Source organism: Herbaspirillum sp. NPDC087042, assembly GCF_044745245.1.
Lineage (GTDB): Bacteria > Pseudomonadota > Gammaproteobacteria > Burkholderiales > Burkholderiaceae_D > Herbaspirillum.
Map to the genome: position 1 here is coordinate 78776 of NZ_JBIUZW010000017.1, position 26827 is coordinate 105602.

Genomic DNA, 26827 nt, shown 5'->3' on the forward strand with positions numbered 1-26827 from the left:
CCGGGCTTTTTGCTTACCTGACGACTACCCTGGCACTCAGGAAACGCCACTCCACGAATGCTCCCGCAGATAGGAGCGCATCCGCGAAATCGCCTGGCTGTGCAACTGGCACACACGCGACTCCGACACCCCCATGACGGCACCGATTTCCTTGAGGTTCATCTCCTGCTCGTAATACAGGGCCATGAGGATCTGCTCGCGCTCGGGCAAGGCCTTGATGGAATCCACCACCGCCTCGCGGAAACCGCCGTTGATCAGGTTCTGCAGCGGATCGTCCGACTCGGAGGTCTGGTAGCGGTCCAGGAAATGCTCATGACCGCCGTCGTCGTCGTGGAAATCTTCGTAGTAGATCAGCTGATGACCACCACACTCGGTCAGCAGGGACTGGTATTCCACCAGGCTGATCTTCATGTGCTGGGCGACTTCCGCCTCCTGCGGCGGACGACCCAGCTGCTGCAGCAGGGTCTGCAGGGCCTCTTCCACCTTGCGCGCATTCTGGCGGATGCTGCGCGGCAACCAGTCGCTGCTGCGCAGCTCGTCGAGCATGGCACCACGGATACGCTGCACGGCATAGGTCTCGAACTGGGCGCCATGCGTCTCTTCGTAACGCTGCACAGCATCCAGCAGACCCATCATGCCAGCCTGGATCAGGTCATCTACCTCGACGCTAGGGGGCAACTTTGCCTTGAGCTGATGCGCCAGCTTCTTCACCAGCGGCGCATGCTGCTCCAGCAAATCGTTCTTGCCTTTCTTTCCCTTGACGTTATACATGCACGTCACACTCCCAGACTGGCACCATCGGTGGCCATGCCGTAACTGCCGCGCGCCGGCTCTGCCAGCGTGAAGCGCTTGGCCAGGCGCTGGAACGCCACTGCCGCGCCCGCAAACGGGAACACGTCCATCACCGCCCGCCCCTGCCCGGTCGCCCGGCGGATGTGGTCATCAGCGGGGATGGACCCCAGGAAATTCAACTGCGCCGCCAGGTAGCGGCTGGCCGCCTGCGCCATGTTGGCATGGACGGTACGTGCCTCGGCCTCGGTGGCGTCATTGACGATGAGGCTGAAGGGACGGCGTCCAATCCGGTCGCTCAGGTTCTTGAGCAGCACGTAGGCGGCCTTGATCGAGGTCGCCGTGGTCGACACCTGGATCACGATTTCGCCCATCTCCATGGTCGGCACCGGCATGGACTGGTCAGCCGCCAGCACGCCATTGACCAGGGTGATCTCGGCCTGCTCGATGAGGCTGTCGAAGATCTCCGCCAGCCGTCCGGCCTGCGGATCAATCGAGGACGGCACCGTGCGGCGCGCGATCCGGGCCATCGAAAAACCTTCCGGCAGCAGGCGCATGGCTTCGCCCAGCGGACGCTCCATGCGCGCCACCTCCTGCAGGGTCGCCACATCGTGGCGCAAGCCGATGCGGGTCAGCAGCCCCGTGGAGGCGACATCGCCATCGATGACCAGCACATTGTGGTTACCCTGGGACAAGGATGCCGCCAGGTTGATCAGCATGGCGCTCTTCTCTTCCTCACCCAGCACCGAGAAGAACGTGAACAGCCGTGGCACCGGGCGCTCCAGCATCCGGCGCAGTCCTGCAGCCTGATCGATTTCGTAACTAGCCAAAGCTCACCTCGCGCAGGCCTTTGTCATTCATGGACATGGCAGTCGGGCCAATGACACCAGGCAACTCGGACTCCTGGAATTCAAAAGGGGCAGTCTCCCTCTTCTGCTTGAAGGCACGGTCAGCCAGGTAGAGCTTGTTGGCCACATGCAGGTCTTCCGGCACACGCTGGCCGTTGGCCACGTAGTGCAGGTTGAGCTTGTGGCGGATCACCACATCGAGCACGTTGCCGATGGTGGCGGCTTCGTCGAGCTTGGTGACGATACAACCGGCCAGGCCGGAGCTGGAATAGGCGTGCACCACCTCGTTGAGGGTACCGCCGGTGGCCGTGGCGTTCAGGCACAGCAGGCGCTTGATATCCACGCCGGCACCGGCCAGCATGGCATCCTGCTCGACCACCATCTGGTCTCGCTGGCCTACCCCAGCCGTATCGATGAGCACGGTATGCTTGCCCTTGAGCTCCTGCAGGGCGATGCGCAGGTCAGCCTCATCCTTGACCGAGTGCACCATCACACCCAGGATCTTGCCGTAGATGCGCAGTTGTTCGTAACCACCGATACGGTAGCCGTCGGTGGTGATCAGGGCCAGCTTGCCGGAGCCGTGGCGCATCACGCAGCGCGCCGCCAGCTTGGCGGTGGTGGTGGTCTTGCCCACGCCGGTGGGGCCGACCAGGGCGAAGACGCCGCCGTTCTCCAGCAGTTCGTTTTCGTTGGACAGGGTGTTGAGATTGCGCGCCAGCACCGACTTGACCCAGAACATGATGTCCTGCGACTTCGAGTTGGCCGGCAGGTTCTCGGTGATCAGGCGCGACAGGCTGGCCGAGAAGCCGGCCGCCAGCATTTCCTTGAGCACGATGCCCTTGAGCGGCTCGCGCTTTTGCGTGCCACCCCAGGAGATCTCGGCCAGCTGGGTCTCCAGTACGCCACGCATGGAGCGGATCTCGCTCATGACTTCCGACAGGATTTCGTCGTAGTCCTTGCCATCGAACTCAGGCAAGGCCGAGCGCGGACGCGCCGACTCCTGCTCACTGGCCTCTGCGGCATCGCTGGTGCCGGCCTGGCGGGCGGCTCCCTCGCTGCTACGACTACGCCAGACACGGGCGTCGCTGGTCGGGGCAGCCCCTTCGGCGGCGCGGGCATTGATCCGGCCTAGCGGCTGCTGGTCCAGCAGCGGTGGCACGTCGGCACGCGGCTGGCGCGGGGCCTGCGACGCCACCGGTGAGGACAGCAAGGCCGGCCGCCTGGGTTGCTGCGCCGGCGGCAAGCCCGATTGCTGCTGCAGGGAAGCCGCCTGGGGCCGCCCCACCGCCTCGCGCGCGCCCGTGGGTGCGACCAGAGTGGTCATATCCTCGTTGGCCATGGCCAGGATTTCCACCCCATCAGGAATATTGCGGTTGGAGAGAATGACGGCATCCGGCCCAAGCGCCTCGCGCACCTGACGCCAGGCCTCGCGAGAGGAATTGGCGATAAATTTCTTGACGTTCATGCTTGCCCTCCAACTAGGCTAGTAACTTTAATCGTTTTCGATTCCGGTATTTCAGCGTGCGACAACACACGCAATTGTGGCATGGCACGACGCAGGAAGCGCGCCAGCAAGGTCCGCAAGGGCGCGCCTACCAGCAATACCGGTGACAGGCCCATCTGTTCCTGGCGTTGCGCCGCCATTTCTGCCTGCGTCACCAGCGAGTCGGCCAGGCCGGGCTCGATGCCGCCGCTGTCGCCGCTGGCCTGCAGTGCCTGCATCAGCAGACGCTCCAGCTTGGAGTCGAGCGCCATGACCGGCAACTCGCTCTCGCCCGGGAAGATCTGCTGCACGATGGCCCGGCCCAGCGCAATGCGCACGATGGCGGTGAGGTCGGTGGGATCCTGCACGCGCGCCACGTTCTCGGCCAGCGTCTCGATGATGGTGCGCATGTCGCGGATATGCACGCCTTCGAGCAGCAAGTTCTGCAACACCTTCTGCAAGGTCCCCAGCGGCAACATCTTGGGCACCAGATCCTCGACCAGCTTGGGCGCTTCCTTGGCCAGATGGTCCAGCAGGCTCTGCACCTCCTGGCGCCCCAGCAGCTCGGACGCATGGGTGGTGATCAGGTGGTTCAGGTGGGTCGCCACCACGGTACCAGCATCCACCACAGTGTAGCCCATGGTGGACGCCTGCTCGCGCAAGCCGTTCTCGATCCAGACCGCCGGCAGGCCAAACGCCGGATCGGTCGTCATCATCCCCGGCAAGGGACCGGTCACCATACCGGGATTGATGGCCAGGTACTGGCCCGCATGTGCTTCACCGTTACCCACTTCCACACCCTTGAGGGTAATGCGATAGGCCGAGGGTTTCAATTCCAGATTGTCGCGGATATGGATGGGGGGCGACAAAAAACCGACTTCCTGAGCGAATTTCTTGCGAATACCCTTGATGCGCTTGAGCAATTCGCCGCCCTGCCCCTTGTCGACCAGCGGAATGAGGCGGTAACCCACTTCCAGGCCCAGGGTATCGACCGGCATGACATCGTTCCAGGTCGCTTCTTCGCCCTCATTCACCGGAGCTGCAGCCGACGCGGCTTGCGGCTGGGCAGCAGCTTCCGCCTTGACCTTCTCGGCGCGCTTGCCAATGGCGTAAGCCCCACCGCCCATGGCCGCCGCCAGCAGGATGAAGGCGATATGCGGCATGCCCGGGATCAGGCCCATGCCACCGATGATGGCCGCCGTGATGTAGAGCACTTCCGGCTTGGCGAAGAGCTGGTTGATGAGCTGTCCGCCGACGTCCTGGTCGTTGGCCACACGCGAGACCACCACACCGGCAGCGGTCGAGATGATCAGCGAGGGGATCTGCGCCACCAGGCCGTCACCGATGGCCAGCAGGGTGTAATTCTTCAGGGCCGCATCAAAGGCCAGGTCGTGCTGCACCATGCCCACCACCAGACCACCGACGATGTTGACCACGGTGACGATGATGCCGGCCACGGCATCGCCGCGCACATACTTGGAGGCACCGTCCATGGCGCCATAGAATTCGGACTCCTGCGCCACTTCCTTGCGGCGGGCACGGGCCTCGGGTTCGCCGATCAGGCCGGCGTTGAGGTCGGCATCGATCGCCATCTGCTTGCCGGGCATGGCGTCCAGGGTAAAACGGGCACCCACTTCGGCGATACGACCGGCACCCTTGGTCACCACCATGAAGTTGATGATGGTCAGGATGATGAAGACCACGATACCGACCGTGTAATTGCCCCCGATCAGGAAGTGGCCGAAGGCCTCGATCACCTTGCCTGCCGCGTCGGGGCCGGTGTGGCCCTCCGTCAGCACCACCCGGGTCGAGGCCACGTTCAGCGACAGCCGCAACATGGTCGACACCAGCAGCACCGCCGGGAAGGCAATGAAGTCCAGCGGCTTGACCGTGTAGAGCGCAGTCATCAGCACGATCACCGACAGCGAGATGTTGAAGCTGAACAGCAGATCCAGCATGAAGGCCGGCAATGGCAGCACCATCATGGCCAGCATCAGGATGATCAGGACCGGCGCTGCCAGTGCCCGGCCGCTCTTGATCGGCACCCAGGTCGGGATTTTCAGGGTATTGAGTTTGGTTGCCATAGTTACTACGTGTTTCTACGCTGTGCTCCGCGCGGTTTCTTGGGCGCGGTTGCCGGGTCCAGGTCCCTGGGCACCTGCAGCTCGGTGGGTTCGACTGGACGCAAACCGCCAAACTGGCCATAGGTACGCAGCTGGAACACATAGGCCAGCACCTCGGCCACGGCGGTATAGAGTGCCTCGGGAATCTGGTCACCGATCTCGGTGTGGGTGTGCAAGGCACGCGCCAGCGGCGGCGCCTCCAGCAGCGGCACCTTGTTCTCGCGGGCGATCTCGCGGATCTTGGCGGCGATCTCGTCGGATCCCTTGGCCACCACCTTGGGCGCAGCCATCTTGCCTTCGGTATATTTCAGGGCGACCGCGAAGTGGGTCGGGTTGGTCACCACCACGTCGGCGGTCGGCACCTCGGCCATCATGCGACGACGGGCCATGGCACGCTGCATCGCACGGATCTTGCCCTTGATGTGCGGATCGCCTTCGGACTCCTTGTGCTCCTGCTTGACTTCCTGACGCGTCATGCGCAGCTTGCGGCCATAGTTCCAGATCTGGTAGGGCACATCGATGGCGGCGATGAAGGCCAGTGCCGCGACGATCACGATGAAGCTGGTCCACAACAGGTGTGCCGAATGGCTGCTGGCGGTCGCGAGCGATTCCACGCCCAGCCCCATGACGGCGTCGATCTGGCTACGGATGACCAGCCAGGCCACGATGCCGACCACCAGGGTCTTGAGGACGGCCTTGCCCAGCTCGACCAGGGAATTGATGGAAAACATGTTGCCAATCCCGTTGAGGGGATTGAGCTTGCCGAACTTGGGTGCCAGGGAATCGACATTGAAGAGCCAGCCGCCCAGCATCAGGGGCGCGGCCATGGCCGCCAGGGTCATCATGAAAGCGATCGGAATGATGGAGATGGCGACCTCGATGAAATGGGCGCTGAGCATGTTGAACAGCACCACCGGGTCGAAAGCGGCGGCGCGCTCGAAACTGAGCGTCGCCACCATGATGCGGTTCACGCTGGTCACTACCGGACCGCTGAACATCCACACACAGCTGCCCCCCACCAGCAGCAACAGGCAAGTGGCCAGCTCGCGCGAACGCGGCACATCACCCTGCTCACGGGCACGCTCAAGGCGTTTACCCGTGGCGGGTTCGGTCCGCTCCATGTCGCTATCTTCGGCCATCCGCCGCATCCCCCCTGCAAAACTGCACGTCCGTCCAAGAACGCTTTCAATGGACGGATTTCTAGAACAATAGGCAGGATTATTGGGGACGGCGGGACGGGATCATCAGGGGAATAGGGGCGGAAAGGTCCCCCATTTCGGACTAGGCAAAAACGCAAGTGTCTGCGTCAGGCAGAACGATGCGTCTCGAAAAATGGGAAACGTCCGGTAGACGGGGTCAGGCAAACAACAAAACTTGCCAAAACATCACAAAAGACAGGCTACGGGCGCGAAAAAAGCCTTCGCGCCCGTCCGGACAGCCTCAGAAACCCAGGCTTTCCAGCAGGTCGTCGACCTGCCCCTGGTTGGCGATCACATCCTTGCCAGCCGGATCGATCTGCGGCCCGTTGAGCAGGCCGGTATCCTCGCGCTTGGCGTCAGAAGGCGAATAATCGACCAGCAATTGCACCAGTTGCGACTCCAGGTCATGGGCCAGCTTGGTCACGCGCTTGATGACCTGGCCGGTCAGGTCCTGGAAATCCTGGGCCATCATGATGTCCAGCAGTTGCTGCTTGGTCACGCTGCTGTCCTCGCCCGCCTGGGCCAGGAAAGCGGCGGTCTTCGCTCCCAGGGCGCGATAATCGGCCTCCGAGAAACTGCCGGCATTGGCGGCATCCCATTGCGCCTTGAGCTCACCGGCGCCCTCGCCGATGCGCTCCTGCAAGGGACTGGCCAGCTCGGTGGCATTGAGCACGCGCTGCGCGGCCTGCTCGGTCATGCGGGCCACGTATTCAAGGCGATCACGGGCGTCCGGCATGTCGCTGGCCGCCCGCTCCAGCAGGCGGTCAAAACCCAGGCCGCGCAGGCTATCGTGCAGGTTGCGCGTCATGTGACCGATGCGCACCAGCACCTCTTCGTTCGCCGCTACACCGTCGCCGGAGGGCTTGCGGGCAGAATCGAGGCCCTCTTCCATATCAGCCACCTGCAGCCATCTTTTCGAAGATCTTGGCCAGCTTTTCATCCAGCGTCGCCGCGGTGAAAGGCTTGACCACATAGCCATTGGCACCAGCCTGGGCGGCGGCGACGATGTTTTCCTTCTTGGCCTCGGCCGTCACCATCAGCACGGGCAGCTTGGACAGCGCCGGATCCTTGCGGATTTCCTGCAGCATGGTCAGGCCATCCATGTTGGGCATGTTCCAGTCGGAGACGACGAAGTCGAACTGGTCGCTGCGCAGCTTCTGCAGTGCCTGGACACCATCTTCAGCCTCATCCACGTTGGTGTAGCCCAACTCCTTGAGCAGGTTGCGCACGATGCGGCGCATGGTCGAGAAATCATCGACGACTAAGAACTTGGTATTGGGACCGGACATGCTAAGACTCCATCTGTTCAATTGAATTCTTGGATAACGGCAAGCCCGGATGCGAACTTGAACCGCTCCCTTTTTCTGTGTGTTGCATCAGCGGCGCCATGCCGCAGATGCATCCCTCTCGGCTGCCACGGAATTGTAGTGCAGCAATAGCAAAAATGGCAGCACAATCGCTGCTGCCGGCCTTTTCAGACACGCAGCGCGCGACTGCCGTGTTCCGCCAGCCACGCCAGCACCCGTCCCGGCATGGCTTGCAGGGACAGCACTTCATGCGCCGCACCGATGGCGATGGCCTCGCGCGGCATGCCAAACACCACGCAGGAGGCCTCATCCTGGGCAAAATTGTAGGCACCGGCATTGCGCATTTCCAGCATGCCTTGCGCGCCATCCTTGCCCATGCCGGTGAGAATGACACCCACGGCGTTCTTGCCCGCGCAACTGGCCGCCGACTGGAACAGCACGTCCACCGAGGGGCGGTGACGGTTCACCGGCGGCCCCTGGTCGAGCTGGGTCATGTAGTTGGCGCCGCTGCGCACCAGTTTCAGGTGCGAATGGCCCGGGGCGATATAGGCGTGACCAGGCAGTACGCGCTCGTTGCCAGCGGACTCGACCACCGAGATCTTGCACAGGTTGTTGAGGCGCTGGGCAAAGGAGCGGGTGAAGCCTTCGGGCATGTGCTGGGTGATCAGGATGCCCGGGCAGTCCGAGGGCATGCGGATCAGGAATTCCTTGATGGCTTCGGTGCCGCCGGTGGAGGCACCGATGATGATGAGCTTTTCGCTACTGGTGAGCGGATTGCGGATCTGCGGCAGCACCTCGCCGGGCGTATTGGCCTGCTCGGCACTGCGCGGCGGACGGGCGCGCACGCGCGCCTTGGCGGCTGCGCGGATCTTGTCGGCGATCATGTCGGCATATTCCTGCATGCCGCTCTGGATCGAGATCTTGGGCTTGGTCACGAAATCGATGGCACCCAGCTCCAGGGCGCGCAAGGTGATTTCGGAGCCGCGCTCGGTCAGCGAGGACACCATCACCACCGGCATGGGCCGCAGGCGCATGAGCTTTTCCAGGAAATCCAGGCCATCCATGCGCGGCATTTCCACATCCAGCGTCAGCACATCCGGGTTGGTCTGCTTGATCAGCTCGCGTGCAATGATGGGGTCGGGCGCCACGCCCACCACCTCCATGTCTGGCTGACTACCGATGATCTCGCGCATCACGCTGCGGATCAGTGCCGAATCGTCGACGATAAGAACTTTTATTTTCATCACTCTACACTCTAGTTTCCGTATTGCCCTGCTTTCCCTGAACCTGCCCAAACCTGCCAAATCTGCCGCTCATCAGAACAGATCGACCTCGCCACCCACCGGCTTGGTCACCAGCTTGCTGGCGTAGGCTTTTTCGCGATCCACCAGCGTATTGTTGTGCATCTGCTTGAGCTTCTTCACCAGCACCTTGCCGGTGCGGGGGAAGAAATAGACCTTGCGCGGATAGATATCATTGAGATCTTCGGCCACCACGCGGATATTTTCCGCCTTGAGGTAGCGCCGCACGAACTCGGCATTGCGCTCGCCCACGTTGATGGCCGAAAAGCCCCGCAGCACGTTGCCGCCACCAAACACCTTGGCCTCCAGGTTTTCGCGGCGGGCACCGGACTTCAGGACATCGTTGATCAGCACTTCCATGGCATAGGTGCCATAGCGCGCCGACGCCGAGACGGGGCTGCCATCATCGCCGCCGCCGTCGGGCAGCATGAAGTGGTTCATCCCGCCGATACCCGAGACGCGGTCGCGGATACAGGCCGAGACACAGGACCCGAGCACGGTCACGATCATCATGTCCTTGCCCGTAAAAAAATACTCGCCAGGCAAGATCTTGGCCGCATCGCAATCGAAGGTGCGATCGTAATAGAGATTGGTGGCAATCTGCTCCGAGGCCTGACTCATGTCTTGATCCTTGCACCGCGCTGGGCTGCGTTGAGTTCATAGACTGTCTTGCCCTTGAGCTTGAGCGAATCGGAGACATACAGGAAGTTCTCCGAATGGCCGGCGAACAGCAAGGCATGGGGCTTCATCAGTGGTACGAATCTGGACAGGATCTTGCTCTGGGTCGGCTTATCAAAATAGATCATCACATTGCGACAGAAGATCACGTCGAACTGGCCACTGATGGGCCAGCCATCGGCCAGCAGGTTCAACTGCTTGAAGGTGATCAGCTTGCGCAACTCCGGGCGCACGCGTACGTAGCCCTCGTGGCTACCCTTGCCACGCAGGAAGAATTTCTTGACCCGCTCGGGCGACATCTTCTCGATGCGCTCCATGGGATAGACACCATTGGCACCGGTGGCCAGCACATTGGTATCGATGTCGGTGGCCACGATCTGCACCGGCGGCGTCAGCGATCCGTAAGCCTCGCAGGCGGTCATGGCGATGGTGTAGGGCTCCTCCCCCGTGGAGGCGGCCGAGCACCAGATGGTGGCCGGTTCCTTCAGGGTCTTGAGGAAGTCGGCCAGGATGGGGAAGTGGTGAGCCTCGCGAAAGAACGAGGTCAGGTTGGTGGTCAGCGCATTGGTGAAGGCCTCCCACTCCTCTGAATCGTGGGTCCGCTCCAGCATGTCCAGGTACTGATTGAAGGAGGTAATGCCGGTGGCGCGCAAACGCCGCGCCAGGCGGCTGTACACCATCTCCTGCTTGCTGTCGGCCAGCGCGATCCCCGCGCGCTGGTAGATGAGGCCACGCACGCGCTCGAAATCACGGCTATTGAAATCGAACTCCTTGCCGGATGATTCGCCCTTGCTTGGCACCGTAGGCTTCACTGTCTTTCCTTCCCTGGTACGGCGCCGAGACCGGCGCGCCGTTTGCTGTCTAACGCCCGCTCCGTGCGGGCGGCTATCCCCTTGTCGAATAATCTATCAGCCACCAGGCGGGGTCAAGCAAATCAGCCCCGGAAATGAAACGGTTTTACCCCCCTATTGCGGCAAGTCAATCACCGGCCGGCGTGCTTGCGTTCTCAATGCTTTGAAATCCTCACCGCGCTTGCCCTGAGCGGCGTTGCGGGCATTTGGGTCGCAATCTGAGCTAGCCCGGGGGCCACCGCGCCAACCGCCCCCGGCACCGGTGCATGACTGGAACGGTAACCCACCCGGAAACCGCCCCAGTGCTTGCCATGCACATAGATGGGAACCGACAGGTCATGCATGACCTCGCCGGTATCGCGCTTGTAGGTCTGCAGCAGGAAGGGCTTGGTATTGGCGCCGCAACGCTTGCCGGTGCGGTCGCTGAAGATACGCTTGGTGCGGTTGTTGACCAGGTCAACGTCATAGTTGCCGGTCAGGGGCTGCGAAAACTTCTTGTTATGGGTAGGAAAGTAACCATTGTTATCGACCGCTCCGGCATAGGCCAGCTGCGGCATGCGCTCCAGCAAACCCTCCTGGATCGCCGGCAGCACGCGGTCGGTGAAGGTATCGAACTGGCTGGTGTGCTTGGGCGGTGAGGTATGGGCAATGGGCTGGTAGGTCCGGTCGAACAAGGCGGCCTCGGAGATGCGGCCGGCCTTGATCGACTCCTCGAACAGGCGCCCCACCGCCCTGGCCGCCTCGGCTGCACCGGCATGGATATCGTCATGTCCGCTGCGCGCCCCGCCTTCGACGATGGCCTCGAAGACGGCCTCGGCACGCTCGGAGAGCTGCATGGCCGACGCCGCCACGCGCGGCAGTTCGGCATCGGTATGCAACATGCCGTTGCGGATATCGGTGATGGCCTCGGCAATCTCCTGGGTGGTCTGCACATGTTCGCGCGAGGCCACGGCGATCTCCTCGATCTGCTCCTGGGACTGGCTGGCCGAACGCTCGATGCTGTTCAGGAGGCCATGGACCTTCTCCACGTTCTGCGCCGCCTCCAGCACCCGTCCGCTCAGGGCGTTCATGCCCGAGGCGGCCCGCTCGGCCTCCTCATTGATGGCACGCACCATGACGCCGATGTCATCGGTGGCCTCCTTGGTGCGCTGGGCCAGTTGCCGCACCTCGCCGGCCACCACCGCGAAACCGCGCCCCTGCTCGCCCGCGCGCGCCGCCTCGATGGCCGCGTTCAGCGCCAGCAGGTTGGTGCGCGCAGCGATCTCGCTGATGACCTCGGTAATGCCATGGATGCGGCGCGACTTGTCCTGCAACTGCTCCATCATCGAGGAAGCCGACAAGGCATCGGTACGAGCCTGGCCGATCTGCTGCAATCCACGATCGACCTCGGAGCGGCCACTGACGCTCTCGGCCCGGACCTCGGAAGCGATCGCCGAGGCACGCTCGGCATTGGCGGCGATCTGTTCGGTGGTGGCCGCGTTCTGCTCCGCGCTGGCGGCGATGCGGTTGGCCGCGTCGACATCCTTGCCGATCTTGGTCTTGATGGTATCGACAAAGAAGGAAGTCTCGGCCGCACCGATCATGATGTGATCGATCTCCCCGCCGATCTTGCCGACCATCTGGTTGCCCGATGGCGTGGCGCGCCTGCGCACCAGGGTCGATCCCAGCAGGCCGGCCAGTACCGCCACGCAAGACACCCATGGCGCCCCGATTGCATTCACCGCGCCCGTCGCATCCAGCGCGAAGGCCACGCCTGCGCCCAGGACCAGACCCGCCGCCCATGGCGCAAGCGCCCCAAGCCACTGCACCGGCGCACCTGCGGCGCCGGCCACCCTGATCTTTGCCATCCTTGTCTCCCTGCGGGTATCCCGCTTGTCGGTACCTGCTTCCAGGCAGGCATGGTTGCGGACGCACGCGCCGCAGTCTCATGAGGCTAATGCGCTTAGCTTACGCGTAACTTAACGAACAGCAATAGCTGACATCAAGCTGACCGTAACAGCATTGATCGACTTGCCTCCTCCTCCTTCGACTTTTCGGATAGAATCACCCCTTTATAGGATAGGGGGGTATGGTATGTCCCATCTCACACAGGACAAGGATGCCCTGCTCAAACGGGTTCGCCGCATCAATGGCCAGGTCCAGGCACTGGAGCGCGCCCTGGAAGGCGATGCCGATTGCGCCAGCACCCTGCACCTGGCAGCGGCCATCCGGGGCGCAGTACACGGACTGATGGACCAGTTGATCGAAGCGCACGCACGCGAGCACGTGGCCCGGCCGGGCCTGAGCGATGAGCAGCGCAACCAGGGGCTGGAAGAAGTCCTCGAAGCGATCCGTCGCTATGCCAAATAACCGACCGAATTGACAGGAGCAAGCATGCAAGGCACTTCCCCGTTCCGCCACGAACACGTCTATCTTGGCGCCAATCACGACCGCAATACCCGCCGCACCCTGTGGGTAGTGGCGCTGACCGCGGTGATGATGGTGGCCGAGATTGCGGCCGGCTATCTGACCGGCTCCATGGCATTGCTGGCCGATGGTTTCCATATGGCCACCCACACCGGCGCGCTGGCCATTGCCGCGTTTGCCTACCTGTTCGCGCGCCGTCACGCCCACGACACGCGCTTCAGCTTCGGCACCGGCAAGGTGGGAGACCTGGCGGGCTTCGCATCAGCCCTGGTGCTGGCCGTGATTGCCATTGGCATTGGTGGCGAATCGGTGTGGCGACTGGCCAATCCCAGCCCGGTGGAATTCGGCGACGCCATCGTCATCGCGGTGATCGGCCTGATCGTCAACATCGCCAGCGCCATGCTGCTGATGGAAAGCCATGATCACGACCATCATCACCATCATCACCATCATGCGCACGATGCACAGAGCGACGCACATGAGCACGGACACCACCATCATGGTCACGACAACAACCTGCGCTCGGCCTATGTGCACGTAGTGGCCGACGCCCTGACCTCGGTCCTGGCCATCGCCGCCCTGGTGGCTGGTCTCTATCTTGGCTGGACCTGGCTGGATCCCTTGATGGGCGTGGTCGGCGCCGTGGTGATTGCGCGCTGGTCCTACAGCCTCCTGCGCAGCAGTGCGTCGATGCTGCTGGACGTGACCGACGAACAGGTCGCCGCCCGCATCGAGCGCGCCCTTGATGGCCTGGAGGCGCAGATCGACGACCTGCATGTCTGGCGCATCGGCCCCGCCGCGCGTGCCGCCATCATCAGCGTCTCGACCCCGGCTGCGACCACCGAGGAGCAATTGCGCACCCGACTGTCGACGATCGCCGAGCTGCAGCACCTGACCCTGGAGCATCGGCCAAGATAAGCATCCCGGCGCAAAGCAAAAAAAACAGCGGCATGCAGCCGCTGTTTTCATTTGTACGCTACTACGCCTGGCGCAGACATCAGCGCCAGCCGCGATGCCAGCCGTATTGCGGATGGTGCCAGCCCCAGCCGTAGTGGGCGTGATATTCCCATGCCCAGCCCGGGCCCGGCGAAGCATAGGTCGGCTCGACGTAGACCACACCCGGAGGCGCGACATAGGCCGGACGTACGCTCGGCGGCGTGACCACGCAACCGCTCAAGGCAAATGCCGCCGCGATGGCGGGAATCAATAAAAGGGATTTCATGCTTGCGCTCCTGATCTTGTTTGGCGAATTGTTCCGGCGTGGAGAGCCGGACGCCACGAAATGTAGGCCGTGGTGAGCAGATAACGGGCAAGGCAATGGTTAAGCGGACGGGAAATTGTATGTTTGTGTAACCTGGCCGCCGAACTTGCCATAAAAACAAGTTAATACCATCCCTCCATCAGCCAGACGCCTGCTTGCCTCACCCGGCGCCCGGCCGCCCACCCTGGCCGCGCCAGATGCGGCACACCACCAGATCCAGACCGAACAGCACCAGAGGCAGCAATGCAAGCCCGTACGTCACCAGGGCGGTCTGCAAGGCAATCTGATTGAGGAAAACCCCATTCATGCCCACCACGGCCAGAAACGTCGCCCGCAGTGGCGCCGCCCTGATCCGCCGCCCCAACAAGTCCAGCATCCACAGCAGGAGAGGCCCGAGCGCGGCAAACAGACACAAGCCACCCATGCCGAAAGCAGCATATCCACCGAGAAAGTAGATCCCGGGATTGCTGCCGCTATCCGGCCCCAGCAAGGTCCGGGCCACCTCGATATCCGGCAGGCGCGGAACCAGCCCGAAGACCTTGGCCAGCATGTTGATGCCACTCCATCCCGTGTAGAGGACCAGGCAGAACAGGACAGGAAATAGCGTGAACCTGAGCCGCCCGATCACATTTTCAAGACGCCAGCCATCGGAATATCTTTCGTTGCGCAGCAAGCGGTAATCGCTGCCTTCGAACCGGAATGCCAGGAATCTCAGGACATCCGACTTGAAATGCCGGAATTCCGGACTGGCCATGAACAACAGCAGGATCGCCAGCAGCACGATAGCGGCGGCGACGGCAATCGAGACAGACATTCGTTCGGACGATAGAAGTACCCCATGCGTCTTCAGATCAACCAGCATCGAATGACGGGCTCTCAACCACGTCACCACGAACATTGAAATCAACAAGAACTTCAAGACAATCACGTATAGATCTCCCTGACCGTGCCAGGCTCATCTCGCAGAAGTCCATACACCCCGACACCAAAAAAGACGGCGCACAGCAAGACATTGGCGATCAGCGCAGCCAGGGCTATCGCATAAGCTCCCCAGTTCCCCACCAGACCGATGGCGATCGGGAGCACCACTGCCAGCACCGCCAGATGTGCGCCGGCATAGACGCCCTCCCGATCCGTCATGAGCATCAGGTTGCTCCAGGGAAGAGAAAACGCGAAAAGAAGCTGAGAAAGAACGATCAGCCCCAGGATCGGCGATGAGCCCACATATTGCTCGCCGAACAGCAATCCCATCACCTGAGCGGGAAACATCACCAGCAGCCAGGCCAGAGGCAATACACTGGCCGCGACCAGGAGCATCTGCAACAGCATTTCACGGCGCAGCAAGGCCTTGTCACCAAGCGCAAACGCCCGGCTGACATGAGGAGAAAACACCGGCAGCAAGACCATCGGCGCGACCAGCAGCAGGACGGTTGCGCGCTGCGCCGAGTTGTATTGCGCGAACTGCACCACCGGCCCCAGCGTCGCCAGGACCAGCGTATCGAGTCTGTCGAGAATGGTTCGCCCGCCCACGCCAAGCAAGGACATGCCGCCGGCACGCATCCAGGCAGCCGTCTCGAATTGCACATCTGACGCCTGCAAATGGGGCTTGAGCACATGGACAACCACAGGCAGTTGCACCGCGCAGGAGGCCAGCAGTCCGAGCAGGAAAAAGAACGCCGCGACGTCCACCTGCCCTGGCCGGACCAGCCAGATGGAGACTCCCGCAAAGACAAAGGGAAGCGCTTCGGAGGCAGCGATGCTGAAGGCCGGCATCCCCAGGGCAATGAGGTATTCGCGCAGGATCACCACCACTGCATAGACCACCGTGATGGCGGCAACACACAGGTACAGGTTTCTTTCGGCCCCGCCTAGCACCGCGTAGAGCGCCAATCCCACACCGAGCAGCAGGACGGGAATCATCGGTACCTGGATCGATCGCCGGACGAACCCATTGAAAAACCCCGGCGGCATTTCCGAGCGCCGCGCCACCTCGCGCCGGATGAGATTGAGCCATCCCAGGGTTCCCAGCTGTATCAACAATTGAGGCAAGGTGATCGCATAGATGAACTGCCCGTTGTCATGCTGCGAAAACATCCGAATTTACTCAAGACAGGGCCGGACCAAGTCGTGCCAACGGGTCCTGAACAAGTCTGGGTAGCTGACATCACGTACCTGCCGACACGAGAAAAGTTCGTGTACTTGAGCTTGGTGACGGATGCCTGGTCGCGCAAGATTGTTGGGTACCACGTGCACGGCAATTTGCAGACGGAAGAGGTCAGCCAAGCGCTGAAGATGGCTTTGCGCGGGCGCCGTGGTAGTGCACCGGTGATCCACCATTCCGACAGGGGCATCCAATACTGTGCGACGTATTACCAAGAAATGCATCGCCGGCATGGATGGTGTGTTCGATGACGGATGGGTACCACTGCCACCAGAATGCCTTGGCTGAGCGAATCAACGGCATCCTTAAGGGAGGGTTCTTACTGAACGGCCCGGCAGATCTACGGCAAGCCGCCAAAATGGTGGCGCAATCGGTTCGGATCTACAACCAAGAAGGCCACATACAGCCCTGAAATACAAAACGCCCGATGCAGCGCATCGGGCGTCCGTGTTGCAGTAAAACCTGTCAACCTATTCTAGGACTGGACATCCGCTTGCGCCAGTTGAAGTTTGCTTCTTGGTCGGGACGGAGTGTAATTCGCACACTCGCCCCCCCATGCAAGTGAGCACTCGCCTAAACGAGTAAAGATTCGTGCAATCTGAATTGTTTAGTCTAAAAAACAGCGCTTTCTGACCCACCTGAAATCCCGACGTGACGGACTACGGGATTCATGTACTGGACAAAGCATGCCAGTTCTCCGATAAGGGCCAGGTCCGCGGGATGATCATCATCCAGATCGGCAAATGCCATGCGGGCCGTGAAGCTGAGAGGCAGGCTCGAGGACCGTGGTGGCGCCCAGGCCTCCCGCACCTCCACCAGCATGCGCGATTTCAGCGTCTCCAGCAGTACCTGCCGGCCTCTGGTGTCTCGCGCCACATCCCTATCAGCTGGATATATTCTCGCGAGAACATATCGATGATGTGTTTCACGCGCGCGACCTCCCACAGAGCACGGGCGAGCTCAGACGTGGGGTTCTGACGATAGATCTCGCGCAATTCCGGGGTGGACATTCGCAGCTTCGGGCTGGTGTTGTGCTTCGCCATCACCAAAATACTGTTCAAATAAACAGTGCATTCGTACGCTGCATATTATTGCTTGATATAAGCTAAGTCCGATATTTTGCATATACAAGACAAAGCCGATATTGACGCGAAACCGGACAGAGTAAATTTTCGTCATTCCATGCAAGTTTGTGTCGTGCGAGAATTGCGCTTTTCCAAAAAAAGCCGATCGCATGATCAACATATCAACAAAAAAGATTACGAGCCGCCTACTGGAAGTTGAAGGTCTACGTGCTTTTGCCGTCCTATCGGTAATAATCAACCACTTCTTTGAAGCAGCTCTACCCTCGGGCTTCCTGGGAGTCGACGTTTTCTTCGTCATCTCCGGCTATGTGATCACCAAGTATTTGACGGAATCACACTTCGAATCTTGGAAAGACTTTCTCTCGCAATTTTACGCGCGCCGAATCAAGCGCTTGTTGCCGGCGTTGCTCGTTTGCGTAATTGTGACCAGCCTGGTCTTTGTGAAATTCACGACGCGTCCTCCCCAGGATGTGTTCAGAACTGCGGCTTTTGCCCTACTCGGCACCAGCAACGTCTTTTTGTATATTCGCTCGACGGATTATTTCTCTCTCGACGCAAAGCTCAATCCGTTCACGCACACGTGGTCATTGGGTGTCGAAGAGCAGTTCTATCTTCTTTTTCCGCTTGCTCTTGGACTAGCCGGATATGTCAGCATCGGTGAGGGGAAGCGTCGATCGATGACATGGATGCTTCCGATCGCGCTCGCGCTTTCGCTAATTTTGTGGTTCGCGCTACCTCCCACCTCACATGCCGCGCGATTCTATCTACTCCCGACACGCATTTGGGAGCTCGCTGTGGGTGCCCTATGTTACATCTACCGCTCAAAGTCGGTAGGGCCCCAGCGTCATGACCTTTCGGTCAATATCGACGTCACTGCCGCCGCCCTGGTTGCGGTCATGTTCTTACCGCAATCTGAGCAAACATGGAGCACAGTTGCTGGTGTTGGGTTAACAGCCATGCTCCTTATCGCCATCAGGCCGCGACAGCTCACCTACCGCATACTGAGCAGCCGTCCGCTCGCATTTATCGGGACGATCTCCTATTCACTGTATCTGTGGCACTGGAGCGTGCTGGTGATGGCGAAGTGGACACTGGGAGAATCTGTTACTGCGAAGGCCATCAGCTTGGCATTAGTGCTCGTGCTGGCGTTGTGCTCCTTTTACATTGTGGAGCAACCACTACGCCATATCCGCCTGCGTAGCAATCTGCTGATCGTGTTCACTGGCTTGCTGGTCGCACTGGCATTGGCAGCTTTCATTGATAGAAAGCTGCCGCAGAGGACCAATAGCGAAAACAACTACCTTGCAACAGTGTTTCATATCAAGGATGTCCCTGAATGGCCGTTCCTTGAGTGTCATGGCAGGGTGAACACTAGCAAATTCGCTGATCCCCTAGCGCATTGCCTGGGTGCAGATCACAGCTCCCAAAAACCCAATGTTCTATATTTGATCGGCGACTCGCATGCTGCCCAGTTATATTGGATGGCTGAACGGGCCACAAACGACACTGGCTATACGGTGCGGTTTGTCAACCTTGAAGAAGATGTTCCGTCTTCACTGATGCTCGATTCGCCAGCTGGCTCCAAGACGTTGAATTTTGTTGATACGAACTCGCGCAAAGGGGATATATTGATGTTCTCCATGCACCGAGGCCAGTTCAATGGAGATCGCGACAAACACCTGCCACTCAATGAGACTGCTACCTTCAATGAGCGCTCCATGAGTTTCGTCGCGGCTATTACGCCTCACATCGAGCGGCTTGAGCGCAAAGGCGTTACTGTATTCTTCTCTCGTGATACACCCTTGATGAATGTCGTATCCACGAGCCCGGCCTGTGCACTACAGATCAAGTTGTTCGGTGAGAGCATCTGTAGGGTCACAAAGGAGCAGGATCTGCATACCCGCGCGCGCGAGGATGCCGCGTATGACAAACTAGCCTCACAATTCGCCAATGTGAAGATCTGGGATCCCTCTCCAACGATCTACGCAGGTCGCTCTGCAGTAGACGTAACCGATTCATCTGGCAGCTATATCATGCAGGACTGGAATCACATTACACAGCACCAGTCAGAGGCATTGGCACCAGATTTCCGCTCATTTATGAACCGCTCAATCAATCATACTGAACATTAATGACCTGCCCCGCCCCGGAATATCCGTACCAGTTAAAACTAGAGGTAAGGTTGCTTCTGACCTGCGCCCCGAAATGGGTAAGAAATAGCCATGAAACGTTCGAAATTTACCGAAGAGCAAATGGCCCATGCGTTGCGATTAGCCGAGGGCGGCACGCCGGTAGTCGACTTCTGTCGGCAGCTTGGCATATCGGAGGCAACCTTCTACACATAGAAGAAGTACGTCGATTTCGGCGTAAGCGAACTGCGCAAGCTCAAGCAGCTCGAAGACGGGAATGCGCTCCAGCGACGTATCGTCGCTGACCTGACGCTGGATAAGCAGATCCGGCAAGAGGTGAGTGCAGTTTCTCTTCGAGAACTTCAGCGACCACTCGAACACTGCCCAGAAATACACGGCTTTGGCCCGGAAGCTCTTCAAGTTCATCATCTCTGAGCTGGGCATGCGCGACGACAATCTCATCGACCAGATCGAGCTGGAGGACTACGAGACCGAGCGCTGGCTGATCCTGCCCACCCATGAGCAGGTGTAGGCCATCCCCCAGGCGGGCATGATGAGCAGGGTCAGGGCAGATACTGGTAAGGCACTCCCGACTATTAGCGGCCCAGTGTTTGCCTGTCTGGTGGATGATGCAGCATACTTGCTGTGGGCGCACGCGATCGACGTGCGCACCTTGAAGGAATCCCCGATCGATGGTGAGCTGGGCAGCTACATTCGCCTGCAGCCGCCCAAAACGTTGAAGACCAGCGGCAAGTCGGTGGACATCCTCATTACCCCGGCCATCTGGGACGTTATTCAGCGTGCCATGACGGTCAAGAAGGGCTACAAGGTGCATGGCAAGCCACTGATCACGGGCTTCCTATTCCCTACGAGGAAAGGCACGCCATACGGGAAGAATAGGCTTTTCTCTATGTAGGACCGGACGCGCGACCGCCTTGGCATCGACAAGGATTCACCGCCGGAAGAGCGAATTCAATTTTAGGGATCTGCGCGCGCTCGGCGCTACCAGGACCGGGAAGAAGATGGATGAGATTCAGGCCCGCTGACGCACACGTTGTCGAAGACCTCGGAAATCTACATCAAGGAAGTGATCCCCCAGGTGTCGGACATGAATCTGCCGTTACCCTGGCCCACAAAGTAAAACAGCACTGATATTAGAAAAGTGTCTAATATACAGTGCTGTCTTTTCATACAGCTTTCGCTGTAAACCTTTGATTCTATTGGTCGGGACGGAGTGATTCGAACACTCGACCCCTTGCACCCCATGCAAGTACGCTACCAGGCTGCGCTACGCCCCGACTGAAGAACAAAAGTATAGCAGCAATTATGTATGAATATCAAGTGTTTCTAGAAAACATTTTTAATCTTTTATTCCGAGCCCTCTTCATCGCCCGCTGAAGAATTCGTTGAGCAGGAAATTCTGCAGGCCCTTGGTATCTTCCTGTCGCGCCGACAAGGTCACCACGCGACCCAGTCGCTGGGAATCGAAGTTGAAATCGCCTGAATAGTATTTGCGGATCAGGGTAATCATGCTGTCGACCACGGCCAGTTGCACATTGCCGCCGAAGCCGGCATCGACTTCGATCGTCTGGTTCTGGCTGCGGCGCTGGTCGGTGGTCCATCCACGAAAACTGTACTGCGCCACGCGCGGCCCCATGCTGAGGATCTGGAAGATGCCATTGGTGCCGCGTCCGCGCCTATCCTGGAAGGCAATATTGGCCCGAGCAATATCATTCGCCGAGGGATTCTCGGCCGCACGTGCCGCCGCATTCTCCTGGGCGGCCGCTGCCTCCGCTGCCTCGCGCTTCTCGCGACGGCGGTTCATGGCCGTGCTGAAGTCCTCATCAGGCGCAGCCGGTGTGACCACGGCACTGCTGCTGGGCGCCACCGCCGTCAAGGGGCGATCACTCTGCGGCCGACGTACCGGCGCCGGACTATGACGCTGGGCGGCCTTGGCGGCTGGCTTCCTGGGTGTAGGTTGCACCACTTTCCTGGGCGGTTCGGGCGCTGCCTTGGGTGGCTCCGGCTGCATGACCGGCGCCGGTGGCTGGGGCCGGATGAGGGTTACCTGCATCGGTGCATCCGGCTTGCCGGGTGCATTGAACTGCGGCGGCACTTCAGCCAGCTTGGCCCGCACAAACAGGAACAGCACCGCATGGACCAGCACGGACGCAAACAAGCCCAGCGCCGTGCGGCGCCTGGGATGGATCATGCTGTCTGTGCGGATCGACGAAACGAAGGAACTCATACCCTGCGGCAGCGCCTCCAGCGGAGCAGTTCAACGGTGCTGACCGTCGATCTCCGGGCGTCGTCTGCCATGTCACACGTGGCAATCAAAGAAGGCGACATTTTAGCCGCTTTTACCCTGCTCGCCGGAACGGCGGCAGGCCTATTTTTATGGGCTCCAACCTCAACGCCAGCGACCACCATGCCCCCAACCGCCACCGTAGCCGAAGTAAATGGAACTGGAAGGATACCAATAGCCCGGATAGGCCGGATAAGCGTAATAAGGCGAATATACCGGCTGCGCCGGATAGGCAACGGCTCCCCCATAGGGATCCGTCGGGACAGCCACGCATCCACCCAGCATCAATGCCACGGGCAGCAGGGCTAAATAGAGATGCGGTTTCATGGTCATTTCTCCTCAGGCGCAACACCGCCAATGTGAAACTATTGCCCAGCCTCGCGCCCGCTTCCACTGCCCTTACCAATTGTTACGAGCATCAAGCCGGGCGGCTTGCCCCGGGGCAAATCTTCACCGGCCGTTTCTACTGTCTATACCGGTGCAACCATAATCAGATAAGGCGCTGCTTATATAATGACGCGGCGATCGCAGCGCATACGATGCGTGCGACGCCTCCCACAACGATATCGAGACCCAGCAGCACCGCCCGGCGCCACGCTGCGCCAGGCATCATCAACCCAGGCACACCATGACATCTTCCCGCCCTACCTCCCGCGCTCCCGTCGTCGTCATCGCCCCCGATTCCTTCAAGGGCTCGCTTTCTGCAGAAGAAGTCGCCGCCGCCATCGGCGCCGGCATCCAGGCCGCCATCCCGGGCGCCGAAGTGCGTCTGCGCCCGATTGCCGACGGCGGCGAAGGCACGCTTGACGCTCTCATGCACGCCGGTGGCGAACGACTCAGCGTGGCCTGCCGCAACGCGGCCGGACAAACGGTGCAGGCGCCGGTAGGCATCCTCAAGGATGGCAGCGCCGTCATCGAATCGGCCGCCATCGTCGGCCTCACCGATGCGGCGGGCACGGCGGTCGCCGTCGAAGAGCGCAGCACGCTGGGGGTGGGCGATGCCATCAAGGCCCTGCTCGACCGTGGTGCCCGCCACTTCCTGGTGGCGCTGGGCGGCAGCAGTACCAACGACGGTGGCGCCGGCTTGCTGGCCGGGCTGGGCGTGGTGTTCTACGATGCCGCAGGTGAAGTCGTGGCGCCGCAGCCGGCGCAATTGCACAAGATCACCCGGGTCGATGCCTCGGCACTGGATCCGCGCGTCAAGGAAGCCCGCTTCGTGGCCATGTCGGACGTCGACAATCCGCTGTGCGGCGAGGAAGGCGCCACCGCGGTCTTTGGTCCGCAGAAAGGCGTGAAGCCCGAACAGCTGGCGCAACTCGATGGCGCGCTGGCCCATTTCGCCAAGGTGCTGGAAGCCGGCCTGGGCCGCAGCGCCTCAGAACTGCCCGGCGCGGGGGCCGCTGGCGGACTGGGCTATGCCCTGCTGATGCTGGGCGCGCAATTCCGTTCGGGGGCGGAAACCGTGGCCGATCATATCGGCCTGGACGACGCCCTCACCGGCGCCGACTGGCTGATCACCGGCGAAGGCCGCAGTGATGCCCAGACCCTGCACGGCAAGGCCCCCTTCATCGCCAGCCAGCGCGCACGCCGCCTGGGCGTGCCGACCAGCCTGCTCTCGGGCGGCATCGATCGCAAGTCGCTGGCGCAATTGCAGACCGGCTTCTCGGGTTGCTTCTCCATCGTGTTCGGCCCCGGCACGCTGGACGATGCAATCGCGCAGGCACCGCAACTGCTGCAGGCCAGTGCCGAACAGATCGCACGCCTGTGGCAGACGGCCAGCGCCAGCGGTCGATAAGCCAAGGCGTCTCCACAGGCCGAGTTGTTCACAGAAATCGGGGACAGGCCTGTGGAAAATCCCGGGAAAAGCTATCCAAGCCCTTGATTGCAAACGGCTTTGCCAAACCGGTGCAGGTGCAGGCAAAAGCGCGTTATCGGAGGATAAAGTACCCGGCAAGCCATCACGATGACGGCTTTCCTGGCGCACCAAGCCGACTTATCCTCATCAGCAACACTTATCCCCAGAAAATGGGGGCAAGCCTGTGGACAAGCCCGGGAAGATCTCCCTAAGTCTTTGATATAAATAATTTTTTCATTGCTGCACCCGCTCAGGCAGGCGCGCTTTCGAGCAGTGCACTCATGCGCCGCTTGCCGGGAAAGCGACGGATCAGCCAGGCACGCACGGCGTTCCACTCTCCCGTCTCCGGCTGGTTATTGGCCTGGAACAGGAAATAACGCCACAGCAGCAGCAATTCATTGCGCGTCGTCGCCAGCTTGCGGAAGCGCAGCTCGCGCTCGATGTCCGGCGCATGGGCAAAGCCTTCCCGGACTGCCGCGGCCATGCGCGCGAACTCGGGAGAAAAGTCGCTGCGCCCGTCGATCTCGAACAGCAGGCCACCGTGATTGCAGAACGGCGCGGGATCGAAATACGGCACCTGCTTCATCTGCGCAAAGGCACGCACCAGGTAGCGCGACACCTGCAGCGAGACCTTCATCTGTTCGTCAAAGCGCTTGGCGCTGACATTGTTGCCGTGCCAGCGGTACTTGATCAGTTTCTGTGGCACGTTGTTGCACTTGCCCTGGATGCCCAACTGGCCGAACAGGAAGTAATCCTCGGCCAGGTTCTTGACGGTCATCTGCTGTTCCTGCGCGAACACGCCCATGAAATCGGCGCCATAACGGATCCCGGCCTTGCACACCGCGGCGAAGTCCAGCATCGCCGTCGGATGCGCGATGGGATTGCGGAACAGGCTGGCTGCCCCCACCCGCTGCGGGCCGACGGGCATCCTCATGTCGCCGATGCCGGCACCGCTCGCATCGATCACATCGGCCTGGCCACCGATGGCCACGCACTGCCGGTGATGCTCGAAGGCGGCCAGCGAAATCGCCATGCGCTCGGGATAGCAGACATCGTCGGCGTCATGCCGCATCACGTAGCGGCAGTCGCTGATCTCCAGTCCCTTGTTGAGCAGCCCTGACAAGCCATCCGCCTCGGGAAAGGAATGCAGTTCGATGCGGGGATCCTGTTCGTGATAGCGCGCCGCCATCTCGGCGCTGCCATCGGTGGAGCCGTGGTCCAGCACCAGCAGGCGCCAGTCACGGAAGCTCTGGGCCTGCACACTCTCCAGCGACTCCGCCAGGAAATCCACGCCGTTCTTGACCGGCAACAGTACATCGATGGTCGCCATGCTCACACTCCAAAGTTTGAATGAAGATCACCGGTACTGCGCCGGCCCGGCTTGCGGCTCATGCCGCCTCGTCCTGTGCCAATTGCCGGGCCAGGGCCTGCCAGCGCCAGGTATCGGCGCACATGGCGTCGATGCCGCGCTCGGCACGCCAGCCCAGCTCGCGCTCGGCGCGTTCGGTGGCGGCATAGCAGCAGGCGATGTCGCCGGGACGACGATCCGCCAGTTGATAGGCCAGCTTGCTGCCGCAGGCCTTCTCGAAGGCGGCCAGCATTTCCAGCACGCTGTTGCCACGTCCGGTCCCCAGGTTGTAGATCTGCACGCCCGGTGCCTGCTCCAGCTTGCGCAAGGTCTTCAGGTGGCCCAGTGCCAGGTCGACCACATGGATGTAGTCGCGCACGCCGGTGCCATCGGGCGTGGCATAGTCGCTGCCATAGACCGACAGCGCAGCGCGCCGCCCGTCGGCCACTTGCGCAATGAAGGGCAGCAGGTTGTTGGGAATGCCGCTGGGGTCCTCGCCGATCAGCCCGCTTTCATGTGCGCCCACCGGATTGAAGTAGCGCAGCAACGCAATGCGCCAGGTCGGGTCCGAGACATGCAGGTCCCCCAGGATCTGCTCCACCATCAGCTTGCTGCGTCCATAGGGATTGGTGGCCGACAACGGGAATGCCTCGGTGATGGGCACGCTGGCCGGGTCGCCATAGACCGTCGCCGACGAGCTGAAGACGATGCTCTTGACCCCATGCGCGGCCATCGCCTCGAACAGCACATTGCTGCCGTTGACATTGTTGTCGTAGTAGCGCAGCGGCTGGGCCACCGATTCGCCCACGGCCTTGAGGCCGGCGAAGTGGATCACAGCATCGATGCGATGGCGCGTGAAGAGTTCGTCCAGCAGTGCGCGATCGCGGATATCGCCTTCGATGAAGAGCGGGCGCTGGCCGCTGATCTGCCCGACCCGATCGATCACGCTGGCGCGGCTGTTGCTGAGGTTGTCCAGCACCACCACGGCGTAGCCGGCATGGATGAGCTCGACGCAGGTATGCGAACCGATGTAGCCGGCACCGCCGGTGACGAGGATCGTGGCTTGGGTCATGTGAGGTCCTTTTCCAGAAAATCTGCCTGGCCGCGTGCGGGTTCGCGGCGGATCACCCGCGCTGGCGCGCCCACCGCGGTAGCGCCCGGCGGCACGTCATCGAGCACCACCGACATGGCCCCCACCTTGCTGCCGTCACCCAGGTGGACGGCGCCCAGTACCTGCGCATAGGCGCCCAGTTCGACGTCATCGCCGAGGACCGGGACCGGACCGCCTTCGCGCCGGTTGCCGATGGTCACACCCTGGCGCAGCGTGCAGCCCGCGCCGATCACGACATCGCCATGCAGGAAGATATTGCCGAAGTGCCAGATGCGCAGGCCCGGTCCTATCCTGGCCGTGCGCGGCAGGCTGATGCCGAAGGTGGTCTCCACCAGGCGAAAGGCCAGCCAGTAGAAGAGATTGGCGATCTTCCTGCCCAGCCCGGCCGGACGCGCCTCGATACGGCGGCCCCAGCGGTAGACCCAGATCGCCCAGATCGACTGTTCCTTGAGGAAGGGACGGCGCATGTCGTAGCGCCGCAGGTCGGCTTCCCAATCGGGATCTCTGCTCATCAAGGTCTCTCGTCGGAAAGGTCGGAAAACTCGACATAGTTGGTGAACAGGCTTGCCGGCATCGGATTGCAACGG

General features: G+C 61.1%; 26 protein-coding genes, 1 tRNA gene and 1 pseudogene. 8 read left to right on the plus strand and 20 right to left on the minus strand.

Features of this window, described 5'->3' with window-relative positions:
• Positions 1 to 36 precede the first annotated feature (36 nt).
• From ACIPHN_RS21130 to ACIPHN_RS21180, 11 genes are all read right to left on the minus strand, one after another.
• Complete coding sequence (locus tag ACIPHN_RS21130; RefSeq protein ID WP_400439718.1) at positions 37 to 771, minus strand: RNA polymerase sigma factor FliA; 735 nt, start codon at positions 769 to 771, stop codon at positions 37 to 39.
• A gap of 5 nt (positions 772 to 776) precedes the next feature.
• Complete coding sequence (locus ACIPHN_RS21135) at positions 777 to 1577, minus strand: MinD/ParA family protein (protein WP_400439720.1); 801 nt, start codon at positions 1575 to 1577, stop codon at positions 777 to 779.
• Positions 1578 to 1611: 34 nt separating this feature from the next.
• Positions 1612 to 3102 (minus strand): flagellar biosynthesis protein FlhF, encoded by a 1491-nt coding sequence (flhF, locus tag ACIPHN_RS21140; protein WP_400439723.1) that lies wholly within the window; start codon positions 3100 to 3102, stop codon positions 1612 to 1614.
• Complete coding sequence (flhA, locus tag ACIPHN_RS21145; protein WP_400439726.1) at positions 3099 to 5204, minus strand: flagellar biosynthesis protein FlhA; 2106 nt, start codon at positions 5202 to 5204, stop codon at positions 3099 to 3101. The genes flhF and flhA overlap by 4 nt, the downstream gene beginning before the upstream one ends.
• A gap of 5 nt (positions 5205 to 5209) precedes the next feature.
• Entirely contained in the window at positions 5210 to 6382 is a 1173-nt protein-coding gene (gene flhB, locus ACIPHN_RS21150) for a flagellar biosynthesis protein FlhB (protein WP_400439728.1), read from the minus strand.
• 301 nt (positions 6383 to 6683) lie between these two features.
• Positions 6684 to 7334 (minus strand): protein phosphatase CheZ, encoded by a 651-nt coding sequence (cheZ, locus tag ACIPHN_RS21155; RefSeq protein WP_400439731.1) that lies wholly within the window; start codon positions 7332 to 7334, stop codon positions 6684 to 6686.
• Position 7335: 1 nt separating this feature from the next.
• Positions 7336 to 7731 carry a chemotaxis response regulator CheY gene (gene cheY, locus ACIPHN_RS21160; RefSeq protein ID WP_180668759.1) on the minus strand — a complete coding sequence of 132 codons (396 nt, stop codon included), beginning with the start codon at positions 7729 to 7731 and terminating at the stop codon, positions 7336 to 7338.
• 185 nt (positions 7732 to 7916) lie between these two features.
• The gene (locus tag ACIPHN_RS21165; RefSeq protein WP_233170761.1) at positions 7917 to 8993 is read right to left on the minus strand and encodes a chemotaxis response regulator protein-glutamate methylesterase; all 1077 of its coding nucleotides are present in this window, start codon (positions 8991 to 8993) and stop codon (positions 7917 to 7919) included.
• A 72-nt stretch (positions 8994 to 9065) separates the two neighbouring features.
• Positions 9066 to 9671, minus strand: a complete 606-nt coding sequence (cheD, locus tag ACIPHN_RS21170) for a chemoreceptor glutamine deamidase CheD (RefSeq protein WP_400439734.1) — start codon at positions 9669 to 9671, stop codon at positions 9066 to 9068.
• Positions 9668 to 10540, minus strand: a complete 873-nt coding sequence (locus tag ACIPHN_RS21175; RefSeq protein ID WP_400439736.1) for a CheR family methyltransferase — start codon at positions 10538 to 10540, stop codon at positions 9668 to 9670. Before ACIPHN_RS21175 ends, cheD begins: the two co-directional genes overlap by 4 nt.
• Positions 10541 to 10734: 194 nt before the next feature.
• Positions 10735 to 12426, minus strand: coding sequence for a methyl-accepting chemotaxis protein (locus tag ACIPHN_RS21180; RefSeq protein ID WP_400439739.1), 1692 nt, complete (start codon positions 12424 to 12426; stop codon positions 10735 to 10737).
• A 226-nt stretch (positions 12427 to 12652) separates the two neighbouring features.
• Between ACIPHN_RS21180 and ACIPHN_RS21185 the strand changes: the two genes are divergently transcribed.
• Positions 12653 to 12928: a metal/formaldehyde-sensitive transcriptional repressor gene (locus ACIPHN_RS21185; protein ID WP_400439742.1), complete on the plus strand. Its 276-nt coding sequence runs from the start codon at positions 12653 to 12655 to the stop codon at positions 12926 to 12928.
• A gap of 24 nt (positions 12929 to 12952) precedes the next feature.
• The gene (gene dmeF / locus ACIPHN_RS21190) at positions 12953 to 13903 is read left to right on the plus strand and encodes a CDF family Co(II)/Ni(II) efflux transporter DmeF (RefSeq protein WP_400439744.1); all 951 of its coding nucleotides are present in this window, start codon (positions 12953 to 12955) and stop codon (positions 13901 to 13903) included.
• A 79-nt stretch (positions 13904 to 13982) separates the two neighbouring features.
• Here the strand turns inward: dmeF and ACIPHN_RS21195 are convergent, their stop codons facing one another.
• From ACIPHN_RS21195 to ACIPHN_RS21205, 3 genes are all read right to left on the minus strand, one after another.
• Positions 13983 to 14207, minus strand: a complete 225-nt coding sequence (locus tag ACIPHN_RS21195; protein WP_400439747.1) for a hypothetical protein — start codon at positions 14205 to 14207, stop codon at positions 13983 to 13985.
• Between the two features lie 199 nt (positions 14208 to 14406).
• A complete protein-coding gene (locus tag ACIPHN_RS21200; protein WP_400439750.1) occupies positions 14407 to 15174 on the minus strand; it encodes a hypothetical protein in 768 nt (255 codons plus the stop codon).
• On the minus strand, positions 15171 to 16340 hold the full coding sequence (locus ACIPHN_RS21205; RefSeq protein WP_400439753.1) for a lipopolysaccharide biosynthesis protein: 1170 nt from the start codon (positions 16338 to 16340) through the stop codon (positions 15171 to 15173). Before ACIPHN_RS21205 ends, ACIPHN_RS21200 begins: the two co-directional genes overlap by 4 nt.
• On the opposite strand from ACIPHN_RS21205, the pseudogene ACIPHN_RS21210 reads away from it, so the two are divergent.
• The 5 genes and pseudogenes from ACIPHN_RS21210 to ACIPHN_RS21230 form a co-directional block, all read left to right on the plus strand.
• Positions 16332 to 16866: pseudogene (locus tag ACIPHN_RS21210) on the plus strand (IS3 family transposase); the annotation flags it as partial. The gene ACIPHN_RS21205 and the pseudogene ACIPHN_RS21210 overlap by 9 nt on opposite strands.
• Before the next feature lie 775 nt (positions 16867 to 17641).
• Complete coding sequence (locus ACIPHN_RS21215) at positions 17642 to 19624, plus strand: acyltransferase family protein (protein WP_400439756.1); 1983 nt, start codon at positions 17642 to 17644, stop codon at positions 19622 to 19624.
• Between the two features lie 120 nt (positions 19625 to 19744).
• Positions 19745 to 19837 carry a transposase gene (locus ACIPHN_RS21220; protein WP_400439861.1) on the plus strand — a complete coding sequence of 31 codons (93 nt, stop codon included), beginning with the start codon at positions 19745 to 19747 and terminating at the stop codon, positions 19835 to 19837.
• A gap of 124 nt (positions 19838 to 19961) precedes the next feature.
• Complete coding sequence (locus ACIPHN_RS21225; RefSeq protein ID WP_400439759.1) at positions 19962 to 20153, plus strand: hypothetical protein; 192 nt, start codon at positions 19962 to 19964, stop codon at positions 20151 to 20153.
• 18 nt (positions 20154 to 20171) lie between these two features.
• Positions 20172 to 20537, plus strand: coding sequence for a hypothetical protein (locus tag ACIPHN_RS21230; RefSeq protein ID WP_400439761.1), 366 nt, complete (start codon positions 20172 to 20174; stop codon positions 20535 to 20537).
• A 305-nt stretch (positions 20538 to 20842) separates the two neighbouring features.
• Here the strand turns inward: ACIPHN_RS21230 and ACIPHN_RS21235 are convergent.
• From ACIPHN_RS21235 to ACIPHN_RS21245, 3 genes are all read right to left on the minus strand, one after another.
• Positions 20843 to 20919 (minus strand) — tRNA-Pro (locus ACIPHN_RS21235).
• 86 nt (positions 20920 to 21005) lie between these two features.
• Positions 21006 to 21833, minus strand: coding sequence for a hypothetical protein (locus tag ACIPHN_RS21240; protein WP_400439764.1), 828 nt, complete (start codon positions 21831 to 21833; stop codon positions 21006 to 21008).
• A 198-nt stretch (positions 21834 to 22031) separates the two neighbouring features.
• On the minus strand, positions 22032 to 22253 hold the full coding sequence (locus tag ACIPHN_RS21245) for a hypothetical protein (protein WP_400439766.1): 222 nt from the start codon (positions 22251 to 22253) through the stop codon (positions 22032 to 22034).
• 301 nt (positions 22254 to 22554) lie between these two features.
• On the opposite strand from ACIPHN_RS21245, the gene ACIPHN_RS21250 reads away from it, so the two are divergent.
• On the plus strand, positions 22555 to 23721 hold the full coding sequence (locus ACIPHN_RS21250) for a glycerate kinase (protein ID WP_400439769.1): 1167 nt from the start codon (positions 22555 to 22557) through the stop codon (positions 23719 to 23721).
• Between the two features lie 310 nt (positions 23722 to 24031).
• Here ACIPHN_RS21250 and ACIPHN_RS21255 read toward each other — a convergent pair whose 3' ends face one another.
• Genes ACIPHN_RS21255 through ACIPHN_RS21265 form a run of 3 tightly spaced genes read right to left on the minus strand, consistent with a single transcriptional unit; the run spans position 24032 to position 26752 of the window.
• Positions 24032 to 25111: a glycosyltransferase family A protein gene (locus ACIPHN_RS21255; RefSeq protein ID WP_400439772.1), complete on the minus strand. Its 1080-nt coding sequence runs from the start codon at positions 25109 to 25111 to the stop codon at positions 24032 to 24034.
• Between the two features lie 58 nt (positions 25112 to 25169).
• On the minus strand, positions 25170 to 26201 hold the full coding sequence (gene galE / locus ACIPHN_RS21260) for a UDP-glucose 4-epimerase GalE (protein WP_400439774.1): 1032 nt from the start codon (positions 26199 to 26201) through the stop codon (positions 25170 to 25172).
• Positions 26198 to 26752, minus strand: coding sequence for a serine acetyltransferase (locus ACIPHN_RS21265; protein WP_400439777.1), 555 nt, complete (start codon positions 26750 to 26752; stop codon positions 26198 to 26200). Before ACIPHN_RS21265 ends, galE begins: the two co-directional genes overlap by 4 nt.
• Between the last annotated feature and the right edge of the window lie 75 nt (positions 26753 to 26827).

Excerpts from the sequence above, each read along its gene's own strand:
- ACIPHN_RS21130 (WP_400439718.1), bottom strand. The coding sequence starts at position 771 with ATGTATAACGTCAAGGGAAAGAAAGGCAAGAACGATTTGCTGGAGCAG.
- ACIPHN_RS21135 (WP_400439720.1), bottom strand. The coding sequence starts at position 1,577 with ATGCTGGAGCGCCCGGTGCCACGGCTGTTCACGTTCTTCTCGGTGCTG.
- flhF (WP_400439723.1), bottom strand. The coding sequence starts at position 3,102 with ATGAACGTCAAGAAATTTATCGCCAATTCCTCTCGCGAGGCCTGGCGT.
- flhA (WP_400439726.1), bottom strand. The coding sequence starts at position 5,204 with ATGGCAACCAAACTCAATACCCTGAAAATCCCGACCTGGGTGCCGATC.
- flhB (WP_400439728.1), bottom strand. The coding sequence starts at position 6,382 with ATGGCCGAAGATAGCGACATGGAGCGGACCGAACCCGCCACGGGTAAA.
- cheZ (WP_400439731.1), bottom strand. The coding sequence starts at position 7,334 with ATGGAAGAGGGCCTCGATTCTGCCCGCAAGCCCTCCGGCGACGGTGTA.
- cheY (WP_180668759.1), bottom strand. The coding sequence starts at position 7,731 with ATGTCCGGTCCCAATACCAAGTTCTTAGTCGTCGATGATTTCTCGACC.
- ACIPHN_RS21165 (WP_233170761.1), bottom strand. The coding sequence starts at position 8,993 with ATGAAAATAAAAGTTCTTATCGTCGACGATTCGGCACTGATCCGCAGC.
- cheD (WP_400439734.1), bottom strand. The coding sequence starts at position 9,671 with ATGAGTCAGGCCTCGGAGCAGATTGCCACCAATCTCTATTACGATCGC.
- ACIPHN_RS21180 (WP_400439739.1), bottom strand. The coding sequence starts at position 12,426 with ATGGCAAAGATCAGGGTGGCCGGCGCCGCAGGTGCGCCGGTGCAGTGG.
- ACIPHN_RS21185 (WP_400439742.1), top strand. The coding sequence starts at position 12,653 with ATGTCCCATCTCACACAGGACAAGGATGCCCTGCTCAAACGGGTTCGC.
- dmeF (WP_400439744.1), top strand. The coding sequence starts at position 12,953 with ATGCAAGGCACTTCCCCGTTCCGCCACGAACACGTCTATCTTGGCGCC.
- ACIPHN_RS21195 (WP_400439747.1), bottom strand. The coding sequence starts at position 14,207 with ATGAAATCCCTTTTATTGATTCCCGCCATCGCGGCGGCATTTGCCTTG.
- ACIPHN_RS21205 (WP_400439753.1), bottom strand. The coding sequence starts at position 16,340 with ATGTTTTCGCAGCATGACAACGGGCAGTTCATCTATGCGATCACCTTG.
- ACIPHN_RS21215 (WP_400439756.1), top strand. The coding sequence starts at position 17,642 with ATGATCAACATATCAACAAAAAAGATTACGAGCCGCCTACTGGAAGTT.
- ACIPHN_RS21220 (WP_400439861.1), top strand. The coding sequence starts at position 19,745 with ATGGCCCATGCGTTGCGATTAGCCGAGGGCGGCACGCCGGTAGTCGAC.
- ACIPHN_RS21230 (WP_400439761.1), top strand. The coding sequence starts at position 20,172 with ATGATGAGCAGGGTCAGGGCAGATACTGGTAAGGCACTCCCGACTATT.
- ACIPHN_RS21240 (WP_400439764.1), bottom strand. The coding sequence starts at position 21,833 with ATGATCCATCCCAGGCGCCGCACGGCGCTGGGCTTGTTTGCGTCCGTG.
- ACIPHN_RS21245 (WP_400439766.1), bottom strand. The coding sequence starts at position 22,253 with ATGAAACCGCATCTCTATTTAGCCCTGCTGCCCGTGGCATTGATGCTG.
- ACIPHN_RS21250 (WP_400439769.1), top strand. The coding sequence starts at position 22,555 with ATGACATCTTCCCGCCCTACCTCCCGCGCTCCCGTCGTCGTCATCGCC.
- ACIPHN_RS21255 (WP_400439772.1), bottom strand. The coding sequence starts at position 25,111 with ATGGCGACCATCGATGTACTGTTGCCGGTCAAGAACGGCGTGGATTTC.
- galE (WP_400439774.1), bottom strand. The coding sequence starts at position 26,201 with ATGACCCAAGCCACGATCCTCGTCACCGGCGGTGCCGGCTACATCGGT.
- ACIPHN_RS21265 (WP_400439777.1), bottom strand. The coding sequence starts at position 26,752 with ATGAGCAGAGATCCCGATTGGGAAGCCGACCTGCGGCGCTACGACATG.